The organism is Ruminococcus sp. 210702-SL.1.03 (assembly GCF_020559915.1).
In the GTDB taxonomy this organism is placed as follows: Bacteria; Bacillota; Clostridia; order Oscillospirales; family Ruminococcaceae; genus YE71.
In genome coordinates, this window is sequence record NZ_JAJCLZ010000002.1 from 75,314 (window position 1) to 94,698 (window position 19,385).

The following is a 19,385-nucleotide window of genomic DNA, read 5'->3' on the forward strand; positions in this document are numbered from 1 at the left end:
TTGATTTTTTGTTCAATATGTGTTAGAATAGTAAAGGTATTTGAATTTTACTTGAATTTTTCGCAGGCTCTTTGGAATGGCGTTTGACCTTTTTCAAGAGGGCCGACCAATATATGCTGTATTTTAGAATTTGTATCACGGCGCAAAATGCCGGACCGCCCCGCACTTCTTACTTGTCCTATCCCAGCGGGGAACGATAGGGGTCTGCCACAGCGCCAAAAAAATCAAGGGATGTGACGTTTTGGAGAAATATGTTATACACGGCGGTAAAAAGCTGGAGGGCGAGGTAACCATCAGCGGCGCTAAAAACGCGGCTGTTGCGATAGTTGCCGCTACTATACTCAGCGACGGCCCGTGTATCTTAGATAACTGCCCCCAGATCAGCGATATTACCTTCTGCATGAAGATACTCAGATCTATGGGCGCGGAGATAAAGCTGCTCAATAAAAATAAGGTGCGTATAGACACCAGCGGCATAGTTGTGCCCAAAGTGCCTTACGAAATGGCGAGAGTCATGCGCGCTTCTTCCTACTTCCTCGGCACTCTGCTCGGCAGATTTCACGAGGCGCACGTTGCCCTGCCCGGTGGCTGCGATTTAGGCGACCGACCCATCGACCAGCACCTTAAAGCTTTCCACGCGCTGGGCGCGGAGGATTCCATCGAAAACGGCGAGGTACACCTGAACGCCGAGTCGCTCATCGGAAACCTCATCTACTTTGACATAAACAGCGTTGGCGCTACTATAAACGCTATGCTCGCTTCCGTAAAGGCAGACGGCTACACCGTCATCGAAAACGCCGCGCGCGAGCCGCACGTTGTAGACGTTGCCAATTTCTTGAACTCTATGGGTGCTGACATCATGGGCGCGGGTACTGATACTATTAAAGTACGCGGCGTGAAAAAGCTAAAGGGCGTAGAGTATTCCATCATTCCCGACCAGATCGAGGCGGGCACTTTTATGGTAGCCGCCGCCGCTACCCACAGCGACATCATGATTAAAAACGTTATCCCTAAGCATTTGGAATCCATCACAGCGGCGCTGCGCAAGATTGGCGTAGGCGTTGAGGAGTTCGACGAGGCGGTAAGGATATACCCCTGCGGCGAGCTGAAAAGAACATCTATAAAAACAATGCCGCACCCCGGCTTCCCGACCGATATGCAGCCGCAGATCTCTACTCTGCTGACCCTTGCACACGGCGCGAGCGTGGTGACGGACGATATTTTCGACAACCGCTTCCGCTATGTCAGCGAGCTTAGAAGAATGGGCGCTGATATAGTAGTGAACGACAAGGCGGTAATAATTCAGGGCGTGGAGAAGCTCAAAGGCGCTCCCGTTATGGCGCCAGACCTGCGCGCAGGCGCGGCTCTAGTTATCGCGGGACTTGCCGCCGAGGGCACTACCGAGATCGGCGATACCCACTTCATCGAGCGCGGCTACGAGAACATTGTGGAAAAGCTTCAGAAGCTGGGCGCGGACATTCAGCGCGTAGATAAAGAAGACCCCGAGGAATGTGTAGCAGTCAAGAAGCAGGCTTGATAAATAATTTTTGAAAATAATGCGGACGGCGTTTCGGCAGGAAACATCGTCCGTTTTTTGTCGGCAAATTTGCAGATATGTGAAAATTCGGCTTGACAAACTCACGAGTGTTTGGTAAAATAGAAAAAAGTAAAATATGAAACGGAGCTGAAAATATGAGCGAGTATATCAAAATTTCCCCCGCCGACCCCGCGCTGACCTATATGGGCAGAACTGAGCTTTTCGGCGGCTTTCCGCGGTTCGTTTTCGCGGGTACGAACGTTACCGTGCGCTTTATCGGCACAGAGCTGCGCTGCGTTATACGCAACCACAAATTCTACAACGTTATGGAGCTTGGCGTTATCATCGACGGCAGGCAGACCAAAGTCACATTCGAGCACGCAGAAGAGGACATTACCCTTACCTTGGCCGAGGGCTTGGAGCAGGGCGAGCACACCGTTATCCTCTACAAGCGGCAGGACGCTACCCACTATTTTGAGCTGAAAGCTTTCGAGCTTCCCGCAGGTTCGCAGCTTCTTAAAGCGCCCGAGCTGCCCGCGCGCAGAATGGAGTGCTACGGCGATTCTGTATCCGCAGGCGCGGTGGTAGAGGCTGCCCAGTGCGTCGCTTCAAACGACCCCGAGGGGCACGAGGGCGTTTACGATAACGCTTGGCAGTCCTACTCGATGATAACTGCCCGCAACCTCGGCGCGCAGCTTCACAACATAGCGCAGGGCGGCATCGCGATATTTGACAATACCGGCTACTACCACGCCCCGAATTATATCGGCATGGAAACGGCTTACAATAAGGTATGCTATTTCCCCGAGGCTGAGGGCGGCATGACTGATTGGGATTTCGCAAAGTACACCCCGCACGTCGTGCTTTTCGCCGTTGGTCAAAACGACCCGCACAACGAGGGCGGCGAGGATCTCGACATTACCGACCCCGCCTACCGCGCGAAATGGAAAGCTGCTTACAAGGCTATCATAACCGACCTGCGCGGCAAGTACCCTAAGGCGCGCTTTGTACTGCTGCTGACGGTGCTGATGCACTCGCCCGACTGGGATAAAGCCGTTGACGAGATAGCCGCCGAGCTTGGCGATGAAAAGATAACGCACTTTATGTTCCCCCGCACGGGCAAGGCTACTCCCGGTCACCCGCGCATCACCGAGCAGTACGAAATGGCGGAGCAGCTCACCGCTTACCTCTCCTCATTCGGCGACGCACTTTGGGAGGACTGACCTGCTCAAACTGATATTTGTGATCTCGTAAAAAAGGACTGATACAAAATGAAAAGTATGCTGAAAAATTATTCGCTCGGCGCTCTCGCCTGCATAGTGCTCGGCGTGGCGCTGGTAATACGTCCGCATATCATAACCGATGTGCTGAATACCGCGCTCGGTGTTATACTGATAGCCTGGGCAATATTCGGCATAATGGGCTACATCTTCACCCGCGTGCGCGGCGGCGAAGAGCGCAGCATTTTCACGCTCTTTTCCGAAGTTATACTGCTGATAGCGGGCATAGTAGTGCTCTCAAACAAGAGCCTGCTTGAAACGGTAGTGATGATAGCGCTGGGTCTGTACCTTATGTGCTCGGGTTTCACTAAGCTGGGCACTTCGCTGAGCGTAAAGCGCGCGGGCGCAGACGGCTGGCAGCTTCCGATGATAACGGCGGTGGTAACTCTTGCGCTTGGCATATTCGTGCTCATCTCGCCTACGGTGATAGCGGGCGGATTTATGCGCGTTATCGGCGTGATACTCGCGCTGGCGGGCGCGGTAAGCTTTGTCAGCGGCTTCTCGGCGAGCCGTGCATATTCGCACCTAGAGGAGCTTGAGAAAGACATTCGCTACAAGAGCGGCAGGGGCAGGGACGACCGCGACACCCACGCCGAGGACAAAGCCAACGCCATCGACATAGACGTTGACGATTAAGACGATTAAAAATCACAGCAATATTAAAGGCGTTCTGCTTTTTTCAGCAGAGCGCCTTGTTTTTTATGTATCAGATCTTTTCCATCACCGCGATAGCCGCGAAGCGCCAATGCCGCCGTCGATATGCTCATTTGAAATGTCCGTATTTTTCGCTCCTATCTGAACATTTCGTCGATGTGCTCGTCTATCAGCCGCTGCGCCGCCGCTTTGTACTCTATCACCGTGGTGCGGCTGCCGCTCTCGCATTTGGTAGACATAGCTATGCCGTGCAGCCCTCCGCGCGGGGTAACGCGCAGCTCTCCGCCGCGGCGCTCCAGATACCCGCCCAGCAGCAGGTAAGCCTCTATTGCGTGGGCGGCAAGCTCGGGGGATAGCCCCAGCCGCGCCGCCTGCTCGGCGGAGATCTCGCTCAGCAGTTTCGGCGAGGAGTATCTTCTTTTAGCGGCTGCATTTTCGCCGTCGGACGATTTATCAGATCTGGACGATTTGCCCGTTTTATAAGTCTTAGACTTAGCCGAGGGCTTCTGACTTTTCCTGCGGCGGTCGAGCGCTGCCGCCGTGCCGTCGGTATCGGCTTGCGAGCGGTCAACGCCGTTTTCCTCCATCCAGCGGGCTATCTCAGCCGTGAAAGCCGCGCCGTAGCGCTCGGTCTTGCTCTTGCCCACGCCCGAGACCTGCATAAAGTCTTCCTCGGTGGTCGGCAACCGCCTGCACATATCGCGCAAAGTAGCGTCGGAGAAGATGATGTACGCGGGCACTTCCGCTTCCTCCGCGAGCTTGGCGCGAAGCTGACGCAGCAGGCTGAAAAGCTCGGGGCGCTCCGCCGTTTCCGCAGCCGCGCGGCGGGATACTGCCGAGATCTCGCTGCCCGCGGTCGAGCGCTTGAAGTTCATCGTGATATGCTCGCCCTCAAAAAGCACGCCCCGCGCTTTGTTGGTAAGTATCAGCGACTCAAAATCGCCGCGGCGCATATACCCCCGCCCGCAGAGTTCTTCTATTATCGCGCGTATCTTCAGCGCGGGCAGGTCGGCGGCTATGCCGTAGGTCGAGAGGTCATCTAGGTTGAATTGCTTTATGCGCTTTGTCTTAGCGCCGCGCAGTATCTCCGTCACCGCCGCCGCGTTCATCTGCAAATTTCTCTGCGCCAGCCTGTAAACGCAGGAGAGTATCTTCTGCGCCGCAAGGGTTACGTCCTCGCTTTCAAAGCCCGCCGCGCAGTTAGAGCATTTCGCGCACATAGTGCCCGATTTCTCGCCGAAGTAATTCAGTATGTAGTGCCGCAGGCAGTCCGCGCCGGTGCAGTAGCGCACCATGTCGTTCAGCCGCTTGTAATCGCGCTCTTTCAGCCGCCGCGCAGTTTCGTCGTCCAGCTCGGCGGCGTCGCCCGAATTTTCTATCAAAAAGCGGCAGGTCTGCACGTCTTTTCGCGCAAATAGCAGCGTGCAGACAGCCTCAGAGCCATCGCGCCCCGCTCTGCCCGCCTCCTGATAATAGCTCTCGAGATTTTTCGGCATATTATAATGTATAACGAAGCTGACGTTTGATTTGTCGATGCCCATGCCGAAAGCGTTCGTAGCCGCCATTATCCGCACTCGGTCGTAAATGAAGTCGTCCTGATTTCGCCGCCGCTCCTCGTCGGAAAGTCCCGCGTGGTAGCGTGTGCAGGGCAGACCGTGCTCGTTTAGGTAGTCGCAGACCAGCTCGGTATTTTTTCGCGTACTGCAATACACTATGCCCGAGGCTTCGCCCGCCGCGCGTATCAGCCGCTCAGTCTCCGCCAGCTTGTCCTTCGGCTCGCTTACGGCGAAGTACAGGTTTTTCCTGTCGAAGCCCGTGGTGACGGAGTACGGGTCGCGCAGACCCAGCATATTTATTATGTCGCGCTTTACGGCGGCGGTCGCCGTGGCGGTGAATGCCGCTACTACGGGTCGGCGCGGCAGGCTTTCGCAAAACTGGCGTATTTTCAGATACGACGGGCGAAAATCCTGCCCCCACTGCGAAACGCAGTGCGCCTCGTCCACCGCGATAAGGCTTATGTTGGCGTTCTGCGCAAAATTTTTGAAAGAGGGCGAATCCAGCCGCTCTGGCGCTGCATATATTATCTTATAAGCCCCCTGCACCGCACGCGACATAGCCGTTTCGTACTGCGCGCGGGTGAGCGAGCTGTTTATGTAAGCGCACCCCACGCCCGACTGTATCAGCGAGTTTACCTGATCTTTCATCAGCGAGATAAGCGGGCTGATAACTATAGTGATGCCGCCCAGCATCAGCGCGGGCAGCTGGTAGCATACTGATTTTCCCGCGCCCGTGGGCATTATGCCTACCGCGTCGCGCCCGCTCAAAATGCTGTCCGCCAGCTCTTCCTGACCGCTGCGAAAGCTTTCGTGGCCGAAAAACTGTTTCAGCAGGCGGTATTTTTGTGCGTTCATCTCATTTTTATCGTAAAACATATATTGCTCATGCTCCCTTTTTACCGTTAATATTATAGCACATACAAGTCAATTTTTCAAGATTTGCGGCGCTTTAGAGAGTAAATGTCATAAAAAACGCCCTAATTTTTAAAAACTACTTGACATTTTGGCTGAAAAGTGAGATAATAAAAGAGGTATATTTTGAATGGCGGTATCACCATTCAAGTATGAACTATGTAATATTACACATATGGAGGTTTTAGCAATGGCTAGAGTTTATAATTTCAGCGCGGGCCCGGCAGTGCTGCCCGAAGAAGTTCTTAAAGAAGCTGCTGAAGAAATGCTTGATTATAAGGGCACAGGTATGTCCGTAATGGAGATGAGCCACCGCTCAAAGGCTTTTGACGATATTATCAAAGAGGCAGAAAAAGATATTCGCGAGCTTATGAATATCCCCGATAATTATAAGGTAATGTTCTTACAGGGCGGCGCTTCGCAGCAGTTCGCGGCTGTACCTATGAACCTTATGAAGAATAAGAAAGCCGCTTACATAATCACAGGTCAGTGGGCTAAGAAAGCTTATCAGGAAGCGCAGAAGTACGGCGAGGCGGTAGCGGTAGCTTCCTCTGCGGATAAGACTTTCTCTTACATCCCCGATTGCTCAGACCTCGATATTCCCGAGGACGCAGACTACGTTTACATCTGCGAGAACAACACCATCTACGGCACTAAGTACAAGACCCTGCCGAATACTAAGGGCCACACTCTGGTAGCCGACGTTTCTTCCTGCTTCCTTTCTGAGCCGGTAGACGTTACTAAGTACGGCGTTATCTACGGCGGCGTTCAGAAAAACGTAGGCCCTGCGGGCGTAGTTATAGTTATCGCGCGCGAAGACCTCATCACCGACGACGTTCTTCCCGGAACTCCCACCATGCTGAAGTGGAAGACTCAGGCAGACGCCGACAGCCTTTACAACACTCCCCCCTGCTACGGCATTTACATCTGCGGCAAGGTGTTCAAGTGGATAAAGAAGATGGGCGGTCTGGAAGCTATGAAGGCTCATAACGAGAAAAAGGCTAAGATACTTTACGACTTCCTCGACCAGAGCAAGCTCTTTAAGGGCACGGTTGTTCCCGAGGACAGATCTCTTATGAACGTGCCTTTCGTAACAGGCGACGCCGAGCTTGATAAGAAATTTGTTGCCGAGGCTAAGGCTGCCGGCTTTGAGAACCTCAAGGGCCACAGAACAGTAGGCGGCATGAGAGCTTCCATCTACAACGCTATGCCTATCGAGGGCGTAGAAAAGCTCGTAGAGTTCATGAAGAAATTTGAGGCTGAGAACGCTTAATTTTATATACTTACCGAAAGGAAGTTTTTCACAATGTACGATATTTTAACTCTGAATAAGATCGCCGCCTGCGGCACTGATATTTTCGATAAGGCTGCTTACACCGTAAGCGACAACGCCGCCGACCCTACCGCTATAATGGTCCGCTCGGCTAAGATGCACGATATGCAGTTCGGCGAAAACCTGCTGGCTATCGCAAGAGCGGGCGCAGGCGTAAACAATATCCCCGTTGACAGATGCGCGGAAGAGGGCATTGTAGTATTCAACACCCCCGGCGCTAACTCAAACGCGGTAAAGGAGCTGGCTATATGCGCGCTGCTCCTCGCTTCGAGAAAGATAACTGAGGCTGCTGCATGGGCGGCATCGCTCAAGGGCACGCCCGACGCACCCAAGACGGTAGAGGGCGGCAAGAGCAAGTTCGCAGGCCCTGAGATCTACGGCAAGACCCTCGGCATCATCGGTCTGGGAGCTATCGGCGGAAAGATCGCGAACGCTGCGGTAGCGCTCGGCATGAAGGTCATCGGCTACGACCCCTACCTCTCGGTAAACGCAGCCCTGCACCTCGACCCCGCAGTAACTATCACCACCGACATCAACGATATTTACAAAGCATCCGACTACATTTCGATACACGTTCCTTACACCCCCGATACTAAGAACACCATCGACGCTGAGCAGATAGCTATGATGAAAGACGGCGTTCGCCTGATAAACCTTGCAAGAGGCGAGCTTATCAACAGCGCAGCAGTTATCAAGGCTATCGGCGAGGGCAAGGTAGCTAAGTACGTTACCGACTTTGCCGACGATGTTGTATTGGGCGAGGAGAACGTTATAGTTCTGCCGCACCTCGGCGCATCTACTCCCGAATCTGAGGACAACTGCGCTGTAATGGCAGCTCACGAGCTTATCGACTACATCGAAAAAGGCACTATCAGAAACAGCGTAAATTACCCGAACGCAGAGCTTGCAAAGACAGGCGACGAGCTGGTTTGCATCATGCACCGCAACGTTCCAGAGCTTATCGCGAAGATAACGGGCGTTTGTGCATCGACCGGCGCTAACATCGAAAATCTGGTAAACAAGTCGAAGAAAGAGTACGCTTACACCATGCTCGACATCACGGGCAAGGTAGACGCCGCGGCTATCGAAGCTATTGATGGCGTTATCAAGGTAAGAATACTTTAATTAGATATTCGAAAGAGGTCATTTTAATGGGAAAATTATTGATAATAGCGCTCTGCATAGCAGTTCCGATGGCGCTGGTACAGCTCATCTACCGCATTGCAGACCGCAAAGGCATGCGCACAGCGAAGCTTGCCGAAAAGCTGCCGCTTCTGAAAAACCACCGTTACGCGGTGCAGATAGGCGGGGCTATGGGCTTCATCGTGATATTCGGGATTATCGTGTGGATAACGAAGATACCCGCGGTGATATATTTTGCAGTGAGCGGCGCGGTGGTAGGCCTGATAAACGGCATGGCTACCACGCTTATGTACAACGATAATTAAAGCATTTACGACCTCTGCCGGTCGACCATTCAAACATTCGACCTAAAACTGAATACCATGTAAAAGACAAAGGAGTCTGCTAACACCGCAACGGGCGGGTAGCAGGCTCCTTTTTTGGGATATTTTTGTGGTTGAACCGTTCAATCAGTCGGCAGAGGACAGGTCACATATTCAGCGGCGGCTGTATATCGGGGTTGGTGATGACGCCTGTGAATGCCGTCATGAGGTCGTTCGTTTCGTACTCGTCGTCGGTGATGAGACTTATGCTGCGCGGCGGTATCTCTTCTTTTATCTTTATGCGGAAGATCTTGCCCGCGCGTATGTCCTCCTCGGCAATGCGCTGCGGCACAAAGCCTATGCCAAGGCTGCTGCGCACCAGCGGAAGAACCTGACTTATCGAAGCAAGCTCAATATCGGGATTCATCATTATTCCGTGCTGGCGGAAAAGCTTGTTGAAAAAGTGGCGCGTGGTGCTGCCCTCTTCCAGCGTTATCAGCGAGTATTTGTTAAGCTCGGCAAGGGATAGCTCGCGGTCTTTCAGATAGCTGAATTCGCGGCCCGCTACCGCAATGTCCTGCAATTTGCAAAGCTCGGTGACGTTTAGCTCGTATGGCGAGGTAAAAGGCGTAGTGACTACCGCCATATCAACCACGTTAGTGTGCACAGCCTCTATCGTTTCGGGGGTGGACATATTGTCTATTTTTAAATGCACCGAGGGGTAGAGCGAGTGGAAAGCGCTGATGCGCGAGATAATGCGCTGCTGAAAAGCCGCATCGCTTACCGCTAGGCGCAGTACGCCGGAAGTTTCTTTCTGCATCAGCGAAAGCTCCTCCTCGGCGGAGAAGAAATGCTTGCAGGCTATCTTGACGTGCTTGTAAAGCTGCTGGCCCTCTGCCGTTAGCTCTACGCCCTTTTTCGAGCGGTTGAAAAGCTTGCATCCCAGCTCTTCCTCAAGATTTGCGATGCAGCGGCTGACGCTGGGCTGCGAGAGGTATAGCGCGTGGGCGGCGGAGGTTATGTTATTGAATTTTGCAACGTAAAAAAACACTTTGTAGTGCTCAAAATTTACATCGGACATATATTTATTATCCTTTCAGGATCGTATTTTCAGTTCCCTTTATTTTATCACAGTTTTCGCAAAATGTCAAATTTCTTTGGCGGAAAAATGTACGGAAACGCCTGACCTCACTGCAACCATGTGATATGTGATAAAATATGCGCGGTCAGCTTCTGCAAATTGTGAAAAACGACGGCTTGACGCGAAGCATAGAAAAAGTGTATACTTACCATGCAAAATATGTATTTTACATATAAATAAAATTGTATTATAATAGTGTTTGTAAAGACCGGGCGCGCCGAAGAGCAAAAATATGTACTCGGCACGGCGAGTTTTATCGCATAAAATCAACGGAGATTTTATCCGAGCCTTTTTAGTGTTTCTGCAAGTTTGGGGCAGAGAAAATTCAAAAAAGGGTTCTCGGGCAATTTTTCACGGTTGGTTTTATTTTTTTCACCTTGTTTTTATAAGGTGCGGTCACGACGCTTTTTTATGGGAGGTGAATCGCATGATTCTTTCGGCAAATATCCCTGCGGCTGCCGCTTCCGTCAGTTACTACGGCAACCATATCTCAGACGAGATAAATAAGCAGATAAGCTGCGACGTAGTTTTCCGCATACCCGTGCCTTTCGTTGACGGCGGCATACCGGTGTATGAATCTACCGTGGTAACGTGGTTCATAATGGCGGTGCTCGTGGTGCTCTCGATAATTCTTACAAGAAAGCTTTCGATAGTGCCCTCGCGCAAACAAATGCTGCTGGAAACTGCCGTTGGCTGGATACGCGATTTCTGTTACGACAACATGGGCAAAAACGGTATGCGCTATTTTCCCTACCTCGGCACGGTGCTTATCTACATAGGCTTCGCGAACGTGATAGGTCTGCTGGGAATGAAGCCGCCTACTAAGGATATGAGCGTTACCATAGCGCTCGCCCTGATGAGCATTATCCTCATCGAATACTCAAATATCCATCAGCACGGTATAAAGGGCTTCTTCAAGTCTTTTGTAAAGCCGCTGCCGCTGCTCGCGCCAATGAACGTGCTCGAGATCGGCATAAGGCCGCTTTCGCTATGTATGCGACTTTTCGGCAACGTTATGGCGGCATTCATCATAATGGAGCTTATTAAAATGGTATGCGCGGTAGTACTGCCGCTGCCTTTCAGCTTCTATTTTGATATTTTCGACGGCTGCTTGCAGGCGTACATTTTCGTATTCCTCACCTCGCTCTTCATTCAGGAGTCGGTAGAGGACGACTAAAAGCTTATCAGTTTGTCAGACAACACTCGGCGCGCAGGCAAGGCGCCGCTGAAATAATAAGGAGATGTTTTTTATGAGCATAGCAATCGGAGCCGCTCTCGCGGTACTTACAGGTTTAGGCGCAGGTATAGGTATAGGCATGGCTACTTCGCACGCCTGCGACGCAATAGCAAGACAGCCTGAGGCTAAGGGCGATATAAACAAGGCGCTGCTGCTGGGCTGCGCGCTGGCAGAGGCTACCGCTATCTACGGTCTGCTGGTATCTATCCTTATCATCTTTGTAGCTAAGTGATTTTAAGCGATATTTAGGGCAACACCGCACAACTACCGCCTAGCGGCTTTGTGCGGTATTGCTCTAGAGATAGTGAGATCATCTGAAAGGAAGTAATTTATTATGAGTATAGCAATCGGAGCCGCTCTCGCGGTACTTACAGGTTTAGGCGCAGGTATAGGTATAGGCATGGCTACTTCGCACGCCTGCGACGCAATAGCAAGACAGCCTGAGGCTAAGGGCGATATAAACAAGGCGCTGCTGCTGGGCTGCGCACTGGCAGAGGCTACCGCTATTTACGGTCTGCTGGTATCTATCCTTATCATCTTTGTGGCTAAGTAAACAAAACTGCTGACCACCCGCAAAGTAAGCCGCGGCGCAGCCCGCGGTAAGGAAAGGAATGATTCTTGAATGCTTAATATAGATCCCTGGGACATACTGTGGACTATCATAAACCTGCTCGTGCTCTACTGGCTGCTGAAAAAGTTCCTCTTCGGCCCCGTTACCGCCATTATGGACAGGCGCGCGAAGATGATACAGGACGACATCGACAGCGCTAAGGCTTCTAAAGAAGAGTCGGAGAATATGAAGAGGGAATATGAGGCGGATCTTAAAGCGGCGCACCAGCAGGCGGTGAAGATAACTACCGACGCCAAGCAGCGCGCAGAGCGCGAGTGCAGAGAGATGCTGGACGAGGCACGCCGCGACGCAGCCCGCATGAGGGCAGACGCCGAAAAGGATATAGAGTCGGAAAGAGCCAAGGCGATAGACGCCGCCAAGGACGAGATAGCGGGCCTTGCCGTAATGGCGGCTTCGCAGGTATTGGCGAAAAATATCGACGAGGAAAGCAACCGCCGCTACGCGGAAGAGCTTTTGTCTGAGGTAGGTGTTTCTGATGACTGATACCGCCGTAAAAAACTGCGCAAAGGTGCTGCTGGAGCTGGGCGTGCCCGAGGCAGACGCCGATAAAGCGCGCGGGGTATGGGATGAAAGCGAAGAGCTGAGGAAAGCGCTTTGCTGCCCCGCGGTAAAAAGAGAGGAAAAGCAGAGGGTAATAGACAAAGCTTTTCCCGAAAGTATGAAAAGTTATATAAAGGTAATGGAAAAATACGGGCACATAGCGCAGCTTTCTGAAATAGTAGAGCAGTACAAGCTGCTGAAGCTGGAGCAGAAGGAAGCCCTTTCGTGCACGCTTTACTGCGTGAGCGAGCCGAGCGCCGATATTCTCAGGCGCTATGAGCAGACGCTCATGAAAAAATACGGCGCAAGCTCCGTCGTTATCAAGGTCGTTATAAAACCCGAGCTTATCGGCGGCTGCATATTGCAGGTGGGCGATAAGGTATATGATAAGAGCGTGAAGAGCGCTGTGGCGGCTTTGCAGAGCGAATTATTACGGAGGTGATTTTTTTGAGCGGCAAGAATAACGATATTATTTCAATGCTCAAAAGCGAAATAACCAATTTCGACGCGAAAATGCAGGTATCTGAAACAGGTACCGTTATTACCATACATGACGGCATAGTAAACGTGTACGGTTTGAATAACGCTATGTACGGCGAGCTGATAGAGTTTGAAACAGGCGTAAAGGGAATAGTACAGAACGTAAACGAAAACTCGGTAGGCTGCGTACTGCTCGGCTCAGACCACGGCCTGCACGAAGGCTCTAAGGCTGTCAGAACCAAAAAGCGCGCGGGCGTGCCCGTTGGCGAAAACTTCATAGGCAGAGTAATAGACGCCCTTGGCGCGCCGATAGACGGCAAGGGCGAGATAAAAGAAGCGGACTACTACCCCGTAGAGAGCGAAGCTCCCGGCGTTTGCGAGAGAAAATCGGTATCTGTACCTTTGCAGACAGGTATCCTCGCCATCGACTCTATGTTTCCGATAGGCAGAGGTCAGCGCGAGCTGATAATCGGCGACCGCCAGACGGGAAAGACCGCGATAGCTATCGACACTATACTGAACCAAAAGGGTCAGGATATGATATGTATATACGTTGCGATAGGTCAGAAGGCTTCTACCGTAGCTAAGGTAGTGAGCGACCTCAAGAAGCACGGCGCTATGGATTACACGATAGTCCTCGCTGCTATGGCTTCCGACCTCGCACCTATACAGTGGATGGCGCCGTACTCCGGCACGGCTATGGCGGAGTACTTCATGCACCAGGGCAAAGACGTTCTGATAATCTACGACGACCTCTCGAAGCACGCCGTAGCTTACCGCGCTATGAGCCTGCTGCTCGAGCGTTCACCGGGACGTGAAGCTTACCCCGGCGACGTTTTCTATCTTCATTCCAGACTGCTCGAGCGCTCTTCGCGCCTTGACGACGAGCACGGCGGCGGCTCTATAACCGCGCTGCCTATTATCGAAACGCAGGCGGGCGACGTTTCCGCTTACATACCTACAAACGTAATATCCATCACCGACGGACAGATATTCCTAGAGTCGCGCCTTTTTAACGCGGGCGTAAGACCTGCGGTAAACGTAGGACTTTCAGTATCGCGTGTCGGCGGTGCAGCGCAGACCAAAGCCATGAAAAAAGCTTCGGGCACGCTGCGTATGGACCTCGCGCAGTACCGCGAGATGGAGGTATTTACCCAGTTCAGCTCTGATCTGGATAAGACCACTAAAGAAATGCTTGATTTCGGCGACAGGCTGATGGAGCTGCTGAAACAGCCGCTTTACCGCCCTCTGCCCCTGCACGAGCAGGTAATACTGCTCTGCATAGCAAACCACAAGCTTATGCTGGACGTTCCCATCGCAGATGTAAAGCAGTTCCGCCGCGACGTGATGTCGTATTTCGAGGCTAACTGCGCCGACATCATCGACGAGATAAACGAGAAAAAGGTACTTACCCCCGAGCTGGAGGATAAGATCGTAAATGCGGCAAAGGACTTTAAACAGGGCTGATGACCCGCCGCGCACGGAAAGGAATGTTTACAGGCTATGGCAAATATGCGAGAGATAAAAGAGCGTATAGGCAGTATAGGCGATATAATGAAGATCACCAACGCCATGTACCTCATTTCTTCGTCGAAGCTGAAAAGGGCGCGCGCCGCTCTTGACGCTACCGAGCCTTATTTTGAAAACCTGCAGTACAGCATACACCATATACTAAAGCACACGGGCGATTTCAAGCATCCGTTTTTCGATAACGGCAGGGATAAGCCCGAGGACGAAAAGATGTACGGATATGTGGTGGTAACAGGCGATAAAGGCTTGTGCGGAGCGTATAACCACAATATAGTAAAGCTGGCGGAGCAGGAGATAGCGAAGCATAAGAACACCTGCCTCTTCGTGATAGGCTCTATGGGCAGAGCGTACTTTGAAGCGCGCGGAATGAACGTAGATACCGAATTTCTCTACACCGCGCAAGACCCCGCTATGTACCGCGCACGCCGCATACAGGAAACTATTACAGATATGTTCCTGAAAAAAAGGATCGACGAGATACACGTTATATACACCAAGCTGGAAAAGTCGCAGGAGATACCGCAGTTGCTTAAGCTTTTCCCGCTGGAGAGAGAGCACTTTGAAGAGCGCAGGGTGGCTGACGAGATGCGCCACTCTACCGCGGTATTCGAGCCTTCTCCCGAAGCCGTTATGGATAATCTTGTGCCGAACTACGTAAAAGGCTTGATATTCGGCATACTCACCGAGGCGTTTTGCAGCGAGCAGAACGCGCGAATGACGGCTATGGATTCCGCTACGGGCAGCGCACGCGACATGATAGCCGAGCTGACGCTCGATTACAACAGGGCGCGTCAGGCGGCTATAACTCAGGAGATAACTGAGATAGCAAGCGGTGCGCGAAGCCAGAAAAACAAGTGAACACATAAGGAACGGTGATATAAAAAATGGAAAAGGGTAAGATTTTGCAGGTGCTCGGCGCCGTTATCGACGTAGAGTTCCCCTCGGGCGATCTGCCGATGATAAAAGACGCGCTTACCGTAGAGCTTGACGGCAAGACCAAGGTGATGGAAGTTGCTCAGCACATGGGCAACAACGTAGTGCGCGCCATAATGCTCGCCGCCAGCGACGGACTTAGCAAAGGCATGGAAGTTACGGCTACCGGCTCTTGCATAAAAGTTCCCGTAGGTACCTGCACGCTGGGCAGAATGTTCAACGTGCTGGGCGAAGCGATAGACGGCAAGGGTCAGCCGCAGGCGGAAACTAAGTGGGAGATACACCGCGAGCCGCCTAAATTTGAAGACCAAAGCCCCGTAGTAGAGATACTGGAAACGGGCATAAAAGTAATAGACCTGCTCGCGCCTTACGCTAAGGGCGGTAAGATAGGCCTTTTCGGCGGCGCAGGCGTAGGCAAAACAGTACTTATACAGGAGCTTATCAGAAACGTAGCTACCGAGCACGGCGGATATTCGATATTCACCGGCGTAGGCGAACGCTCGCGCGAGGGAAACGACCTTTGGCACGAAATGACCGACTCGGGCGTTATCAGCAAGACGGCGCTGGTTTTCGGACAGATGAACGAGCCGCCCGGATCGAGAATGAGAGTAGCGCAGACGGGTCTGACTATGGCGGAGTATTTTCGCGATGTTGAGCACCAGAACGTACTGCTCTTTATAGACAATATATTCAGATATGTACAGGCAGGTTCTGAGGTATCGGCGCTGCTGGGAAGAATGCCTTCGGCAGTTGGCTACCAGCCTACGCTGGCTAACGAGATGGGCGAGCTGCAGGAGAGAATAACATCTACCAAAAACGGCTCTATCACCTCGGTACAGGCAGTATACGTCCCCGCCGACGACCTTACCGACCCCGCGCCCGCTATCACGTTCACCCACCTCGACGCTACTACCGTCCTTTCGAGAAAGATAGTAGAGCAGGGCATTTACCCCGCGGTAGACCCGCTGGAATCGACCTCGAGGATACTAGAGCCTGACGTGGTAGGCGAAGAGCACTACCGCATCGCCCGCAAGACGCAGGAAGTTCTCCAGAAGTACAAAGAGCTGCAGGACATCATCGCGATACTGGGTATGGAAGAGCTCGACGAAGCGGATAAAAAGACAGTTATGCGCGCGAGAAAGATACAGAAGTTCCTCTCGCAGCCTTTCCATGTAGCGGAAACATTCACGGGCGTTCCCGGAAAATATGTGCCGCTGAAAGAAACTCTGCGCGGCTTTAAGGCGATACTCGACGGCGATATGGACGAGTACCCTGAAGCAGCTTTCCACAACGTAGGCACTATCGACGACGTGATAGAAAAGGCGAAGAAGCTGGAGGAGGAATAAGCTATGGCTAAAACCTTCAAGCTGGATATACTTGCCTGCGACAAATACTTTTTCAGCGGCGACTGCGAGGAGGTTATTTTCCCCTCCATCGACGGCAGCCGCGGAGTAATGGCGGGGCACGAGCCTATGATATGCTGCCTTTCGGCGGGCGAGATACAGTACCGCTGCGACGGCGAATGGCACCGCGCGATAGTTTCCGAGGGCTTTCTTGAAGTAATGCCCGACTTTGTAAAGATGTTCGCCGATACGGTAGAGCGTCCCGAAGATATAGACATCAAGCGTGCCGAGGCGGCTAAGGCGAGAGCCGAAGAGCGCCTGCGCCAGCAACTTTCCACCAAGCAGTATTACCACACCAAGGCTGCGCTAAACCGCGCCATGGCGAGAATAAAAGCTGCGGGCAAGCATTAACTTCATACACACGATTAGCCGTCTGCGCTGCGCGGGCGGCTTTTTTGTACGAGTAAAAGTTGACAAGAGCGCACTTTGTGTGTTATAATAAAAGAGAGTTTACACTGATCTATGAAAAAGAAAGAGGGAACGGCATTATGCACATTTTAAAGAAAGTAATTGCGGCAGTGGCGGCGGCGGCTTTTGCGGCTTCGGCTATCACGGGCTGCCACGATAAAAATATGCCCGAGCGCACCAAAAAGGAGTTCGATAAGGCGACCGCGAGTGGCGAGAGCGTTACTCAGCTTGGCAGCTTTACCATAACTCTTTACCCCGATGACGCGCCGATAACTTGCGAGAATTTTGAAAAACTGGTGAAAGAAGGATTTTACGATGGTCTGACTTTTCACCGCGTGGTAGACGACTTCATGGCACAGGGCGGCGACCCCAACGGCGACGGTACGGGCGGCGCTGAGGAAACTATAAAGGGCGAATTTTCGTCCAACGGCGTGGAAAACCCGCTGAAACATAAGCGCGGCACGGTATCTATGGCACGTTCGCAGGATCCGGACAGCGCTTCTTCGCAGTTTTTCATCTGCTATACTGACGACTGCTCGTTCCTCGACGGCGATTACGCGGCTTTCGGCGAAGTCACCGAGGGTATGGAAACTGTTGACAAATTTCTCAGCGTAGACCGCGTTACAGGCTCTGACAACGCTGTTTCAAAGCCGCTGACGCCCATCACGATAAGCAAAGCGCAGATGATAGACGACGACAGCGAGGGCAACCCCCGCGCGCAGTTTGACATAACACTGGGCTAAATTTGCGGCAATACAGCGACGGTTAGGCTACCGCCGCATTTTTTACTGACGAACAGATGAACATAGGTGTAAAAATATGAATGATTTGAACGTAAATGAACTTGAGCAGAGCGCTGTCCGCGCGCTGGCTGTGGGCTGCGGATATAATATATTCGTCTGCGACTCGGTAGATTCTACCAACAACGAGCTGAAACGCTGGGCAGCGAAAGGCTCTGAGGGCGGCTGCGTGCTCATGGCGCGCGAGCAGACGGCGGGCAAAGGCAGGCTCGGCCGCAGCTTTTTCAGTCCCAGAAAGGGCTTGTACTACTCGCTGCTGCTGCGCCCGAACACTCCGCCCGAGGAAACGCTGTACTTCACAACGGCGGCGGCGGTGGCTGTCTGCCGCGCGATAGAAGCCGCAAGCGGCAGGCAGGCGCAGATAAAATGGGTGAACGACGTTTACATCGGCGAGCGCAAGGTCTGCGGCATACTTACCGAAAGCTCGCTTTCGGGCGGCTTGACCGAGTGGGCGATAATCGGCATAGGCATAAACATCACCCCGCCGCAGGGCGGCTTTCCCGATGAGATAGCCGGCCGCGCCTGCGCGATCTTCGATAACGAGGAGGACTGCCCCGCGGGCTTTGCGAACCTGCTGGCTGCGCGGCTGAGCTGCGAGCTGGAAAAGGCGCTGAGCGAGCCGCGCGCGGAAAACATAGCCGAGTACCGCCGCAGATCTTTCATAGTCGGCAGAGATATTACGGCGGTGGACGGCGGAAGAGAGCGCCGCTGCCGCGTGCTGAGCATCGACGACAAGGCGGAACTTGAAGTGCGCTACGAAAACGGCGAGCTGGGCAGGCTATATTCGGGCGAAATAAGCGTGAAGCTGTGAGAGGGGCGCTTGACAGAGCGGCGCTGGCGCGTGCTTTTGCCGAGATAGGCGTGCGGCGCGGCGCCTGTAAAAGCGTGGTACACTATTCAAGATATGACGTATCAAAAAGGCTTGATACGCGATGGATATATCGGAAATTGTAAATATATGTATTTTAGCATCGGCGAGGTGGTCGCGATTTACAGAAATGAGCTGGAAAAGCGCCCCTTCGAGCTGTATGGACTTACAAAGGAGTAAAACAATGCCTGAAAATATGCTTGAAGTTGGAAAAATAACCTCTGTCTTTGGTATAAAAGGCGAGGTAAAGGTGCAGCCTTGGTGCGATTCGCCCGAGCTGCTCTGCGAATTTGAAACGCTTTACTGGAAAAGCGGCACGCCTGTAAACATCGAGCGGGCGCGCGTGCAGAAAAATATGGCGATACTGAAAATAGAGGGCGTTGACGACGCGAACGAGGCTCAGAAGCTGCGCAACCATGTGCTGTATATGGATCGCGCAGACGTGGAGCTTGAAGAGGGCAGCTACTTCATCGCCGACCTGATAGGGCTGGAAGTTTACGATTCGGCGAGCGGCGAGCGCTACGGCAAGCTGACCGACGTTACCGAAACGGGCGCGAACGACGTTTACCACATTACCGCCGAGGACGGCAGAGAGCTGCTCATACCCGCGATACCGCAGGTGATAGACAGTATAGATCTGGAAGAAAAGGTAATGAAGATAACCCCGCTCGATGGGCTTTTCGACATATAAAAAGGA

At 52.6% G+C, this 19,385-nt stretch carries 20 protein-coding genes; 18 read left to right on the forward strand and 2 right to left on the reverse strand.

Translation table 11 applies throughout. The annotated features are described in order from the left end of the window. The first annotated feature begins 241 nt into the window (after positions 1-241). The 3 genes from LI114_RS01860 (at position 242) to LI114_RS01870 (ending at position 3,453) form a co-directional block, all read left to right on the forward strand. Positions 242-1,537, forward strand: a complete 1,296-nt coding sequence (locus tag LI114_RS01860; RefSeq protein WP_227218886.1) for a UDP-N-acetylglucosamine 1-carboxyvinyltransferase — start codon at positions 242-244, stop codon at positions 1,535-1,537. A 155-nt stretch (positions 1,538-1,692) separates the two neighbouring features. After that, on the forward strand, positions 1,693-2,760 hold the full coding sequence (locus tag LI114_RS01865) for an electron transporter RnfD (RefSeq protein WP_227218888.1): 1,068 nt from the start codon (positions 1,693-1,695) through the stop codon (positions 2,758-2,760). A 48-nt stretch (positions 2,761-2,808) separates the two neighbouring features. Then, entirely contained in the window at positions 2,809-3,453 is a 645-nt protein-coding gene (locus LI114_RS01870) for an HdeD family acid-resistance protein (RefSeq protein WP_227218890.1), read from the forward strand. Between the two features lie 155 nt (positions 3,454-3,608). Here LI114_RS01870 and recQ read toward each other — a convergent pair whose 3' ends face one another. Further along, positions 3,609-5,903 (reverse strand): DNA helicase RecQ, encoded by a 2,295-nt coding sequence (recQ, locus tag LI114_RS01875; protein ID WP_319638285.1) that lies wholly within the window; start codon positions 5,901-5,903, stop codon positions 3,609-3,611. Between the two features lie 226 nt (positions 5,904-6,129). Between recQ and serC the strand changes: the two genes are divergently transcribed. The 3 genes from serC to LI114_RS01890 are packed head-to-tail and all read left to right on the forward strand — an operon-like array spanning position 6,130 to position 8,720. Next, positions 6,130-7,212 (forward strand): 3-phosphoserine/phosphohydroxythreonine transaminase, encoded by a 1,083-nt coding sequence (gene serC, locus LI114_RS01880; protein ID WP_227218892.1) that lies wholly within the window; start codon positions 6,130-6,132, stop codon positions 7,210-7,212. A gap of 33 nt (positions 7,213-7,245) precedes the next feature. Beyond that, the gene (locus LI114_RS01885) at positions 7,246-8,397 is read left to right on the forward strand and encodes a 3-phosphoglycerate dehydrogenase family protein (RefSeq protein ID WP_227218893.1); all 1,152 of its coding nucleotides are present in this window, start codon (positions 7,246-7,248) and stop codon (positions 8,395-8,397) included. A gap of 26 nt (positions 8,398-8,423) precedes the next feature. After that, positions 8,424-8,720: a hypothetical protein gene (locus LI114_RS01890; RefSeq protein ID WP_227218895.1), complete on the forward strand. Its 297-nt coding sequence runs from the start codon at positions 8,424-8,426 to the stop codon at positions 8,718-8,720. A 163-nt stretch (positions 8,721-8,883) separates the two neighbouring features. Here LI114_RS01890 and LI114_RS01895 read toward each other — a convergent pair whose 3' ends face one another. Then, positions 8,884-9,798 carry a LysR family transcriptional regulator gene (locus LI114_RS01895; protein WP_227218896.1) on the reverse strand — a complete coding sequence of 305 codons (915 nt, stop codon included), beginning with the start codon at positions 9,796-9,798 and terminating at the stop codon, positions 8,884-8,886. A gap of 487 nt (positions 9,799-10,285) precedes the next feature. Here LI114_RS01895 and LI114_RS01900 point away from each other — a divergent pair, with 487 nt between their 5' ends. The 12 genes from LI114_RS01900 to rimM all read left to right on the forward strand — a co-directional run bounded on the left by LI114_RS01900 (position 10,286) and on the right by rimM (position 19,379). Beyond that, on the forward strand, positions 10,286-11,035 hold the full coding sequence (locus LI114_RS01900) for a F0F1 ATP synthase subunit A (protein WP_227218898.1): 750 nt from the start codon (positions 10,286-10,288) through the stop codon (positions 11,033-11,035). A 73-nt stretch (positions 11,036-11,108) separates the two neighbouring features. Next, positions 11,109-11,327 carry an ATP synthase F0 subunit C gene (gene atpE / locus LI114_RS01905; RefSeq protein WP_022127709.1) on the forward strand — a complete coding sequence of 73 codons (219 nt, stop codon included), beginning with the start codon at positions 11,109-11,111 and terminating at the stop codon, positions 11,325-11,327. Positions 11,328-11,429: 102 nt separating this feature from the next. Continuing rightward, positions 11,430-11,648 carry an ATP synthase F0 subunit C gene (atpE, locus tag LI114_RS01910; RefSeq protein ID WP_022127709.1) on the forward strand — a complete coding sequence of 73 codons (219 nt, stop codon included), beginning with the start codon at positions 11,430-11,432 and terminating at the stop codon, positions 11,646-11,648. A gap of 69 nt (positions 11,649-11,717) precedes the next feature. Further along, positions 11,718-12,209 (forward strand): F0F1 ATP synthase subunit B, encoded by a 492-nt coding sequence (atpF, locus tag LI114_RS01915; RefSeq protein ID WP_227218900.1) that lies wholly within the window; start codon positions 11,718-11,720, stop codon positions 12,207-12,209. Continuing rightward, a complete protein-coding gene (atpH, locus tag LI114_RS01920) occupies positions 12,202-12,708 on the forward strand; it encodes an ATP synthase F1 subunit delta (RefSeq protein WP_022127707.1) in 507 nt (168 codons plus the stop codon). The genes atpF and atpH overlap by 8 nt, the downstream gene beginning before the upstream one ends. Positions 12,709-12,743: 35 nt before the next feature. Next, positions 12,744-14,213 carry a F0F1 ATP synthase subunit alpha gene (gene atpA, locus LI114_RS01925; RefSeq protein WP_413770893.1) on the forward strand — a complete coding sequence of 490 codons (1,470 nt, stop codon included), beginning with the start codon at positions 12,744-12,746 and terminating at the stop codon, positions 14,211-14,213. A 36-nt stretch (positions 14,214-14,249) separates the two neighbouring features. Continuing rightward, positions 14,250-15,134: an ATP synthase F1 subunit gamma gene (atpG, locus tag LI114_RS01930; protein ID WP_227218904.1), complete on the forward strand. Its 885-nt coding sequence runs from the start codon at positions 14,250-14,252 to the stop codon at positions 15,132-15,134. Positions 15,135-15,160: 26 nt separating this feature from the next. After that, positions 15,161-16,555, forward strand: coding sequence for a F0F1 ATP synthase subunit beta (gene atpD / locus LI114_RS01935; protein ID WP_022127704.1), 1,395 nt, complete (start codon positions 15,161-15,163; stop codon positions 16,553-16,555). A 3-nt stretch (positions 16,556-16,558) separates the two neighbouring features. Further along, on the forward strand, positions 16,559-16,963 hold the full coding sequence (atpC, locus tag LI114_RS01940; RefSeq protein WP_227218906.1) for an ATP synthase F1 subunit epsilon: 405 nt from the start codon (positions 16,559-16,561) through the stop codon (positions 16,961-16,963). A 137-nt stretch (positions 16,964-17,100) separates the two neighbouring features. Next, positions 17,101-17,763, forward strand: coding sequence for a peptidylprolyl isomerase (locus LI114_RS01945; protein ID WP_227218907.1), 663 nt, complete (start codon positions 17,101-17,103; stop codon positions 17,761-17,763). A 76-nt stretch (positions 17,764-17,839) separates the two neighbouring features. Beyond that, a complete protein-coding gene (locus LI114_RS01950; protein WP_227218910.1) occupies positions 17,840-18,631 on the forward strand; it encodes a biotin--[acetyl-CoA-carboxylase] ligase in 792 nt (263 codons plus the stop codon). A gap of 241 nt (positions 18,632-18,872) precedes the next feature. Then, positions 18,873-19,379: a ribosome maturation factor RimM gene (gene rimM, locus LI114_RS01955; protein WP_227218912.1), complete on the forward strand. Its 507-nt coding sequence runs from the start codon at positions 18,873-18,875 to the stop codon at positions 19,377-19,379. Positions 19,380-19,385: the final 6 nt, after the last annotated feature.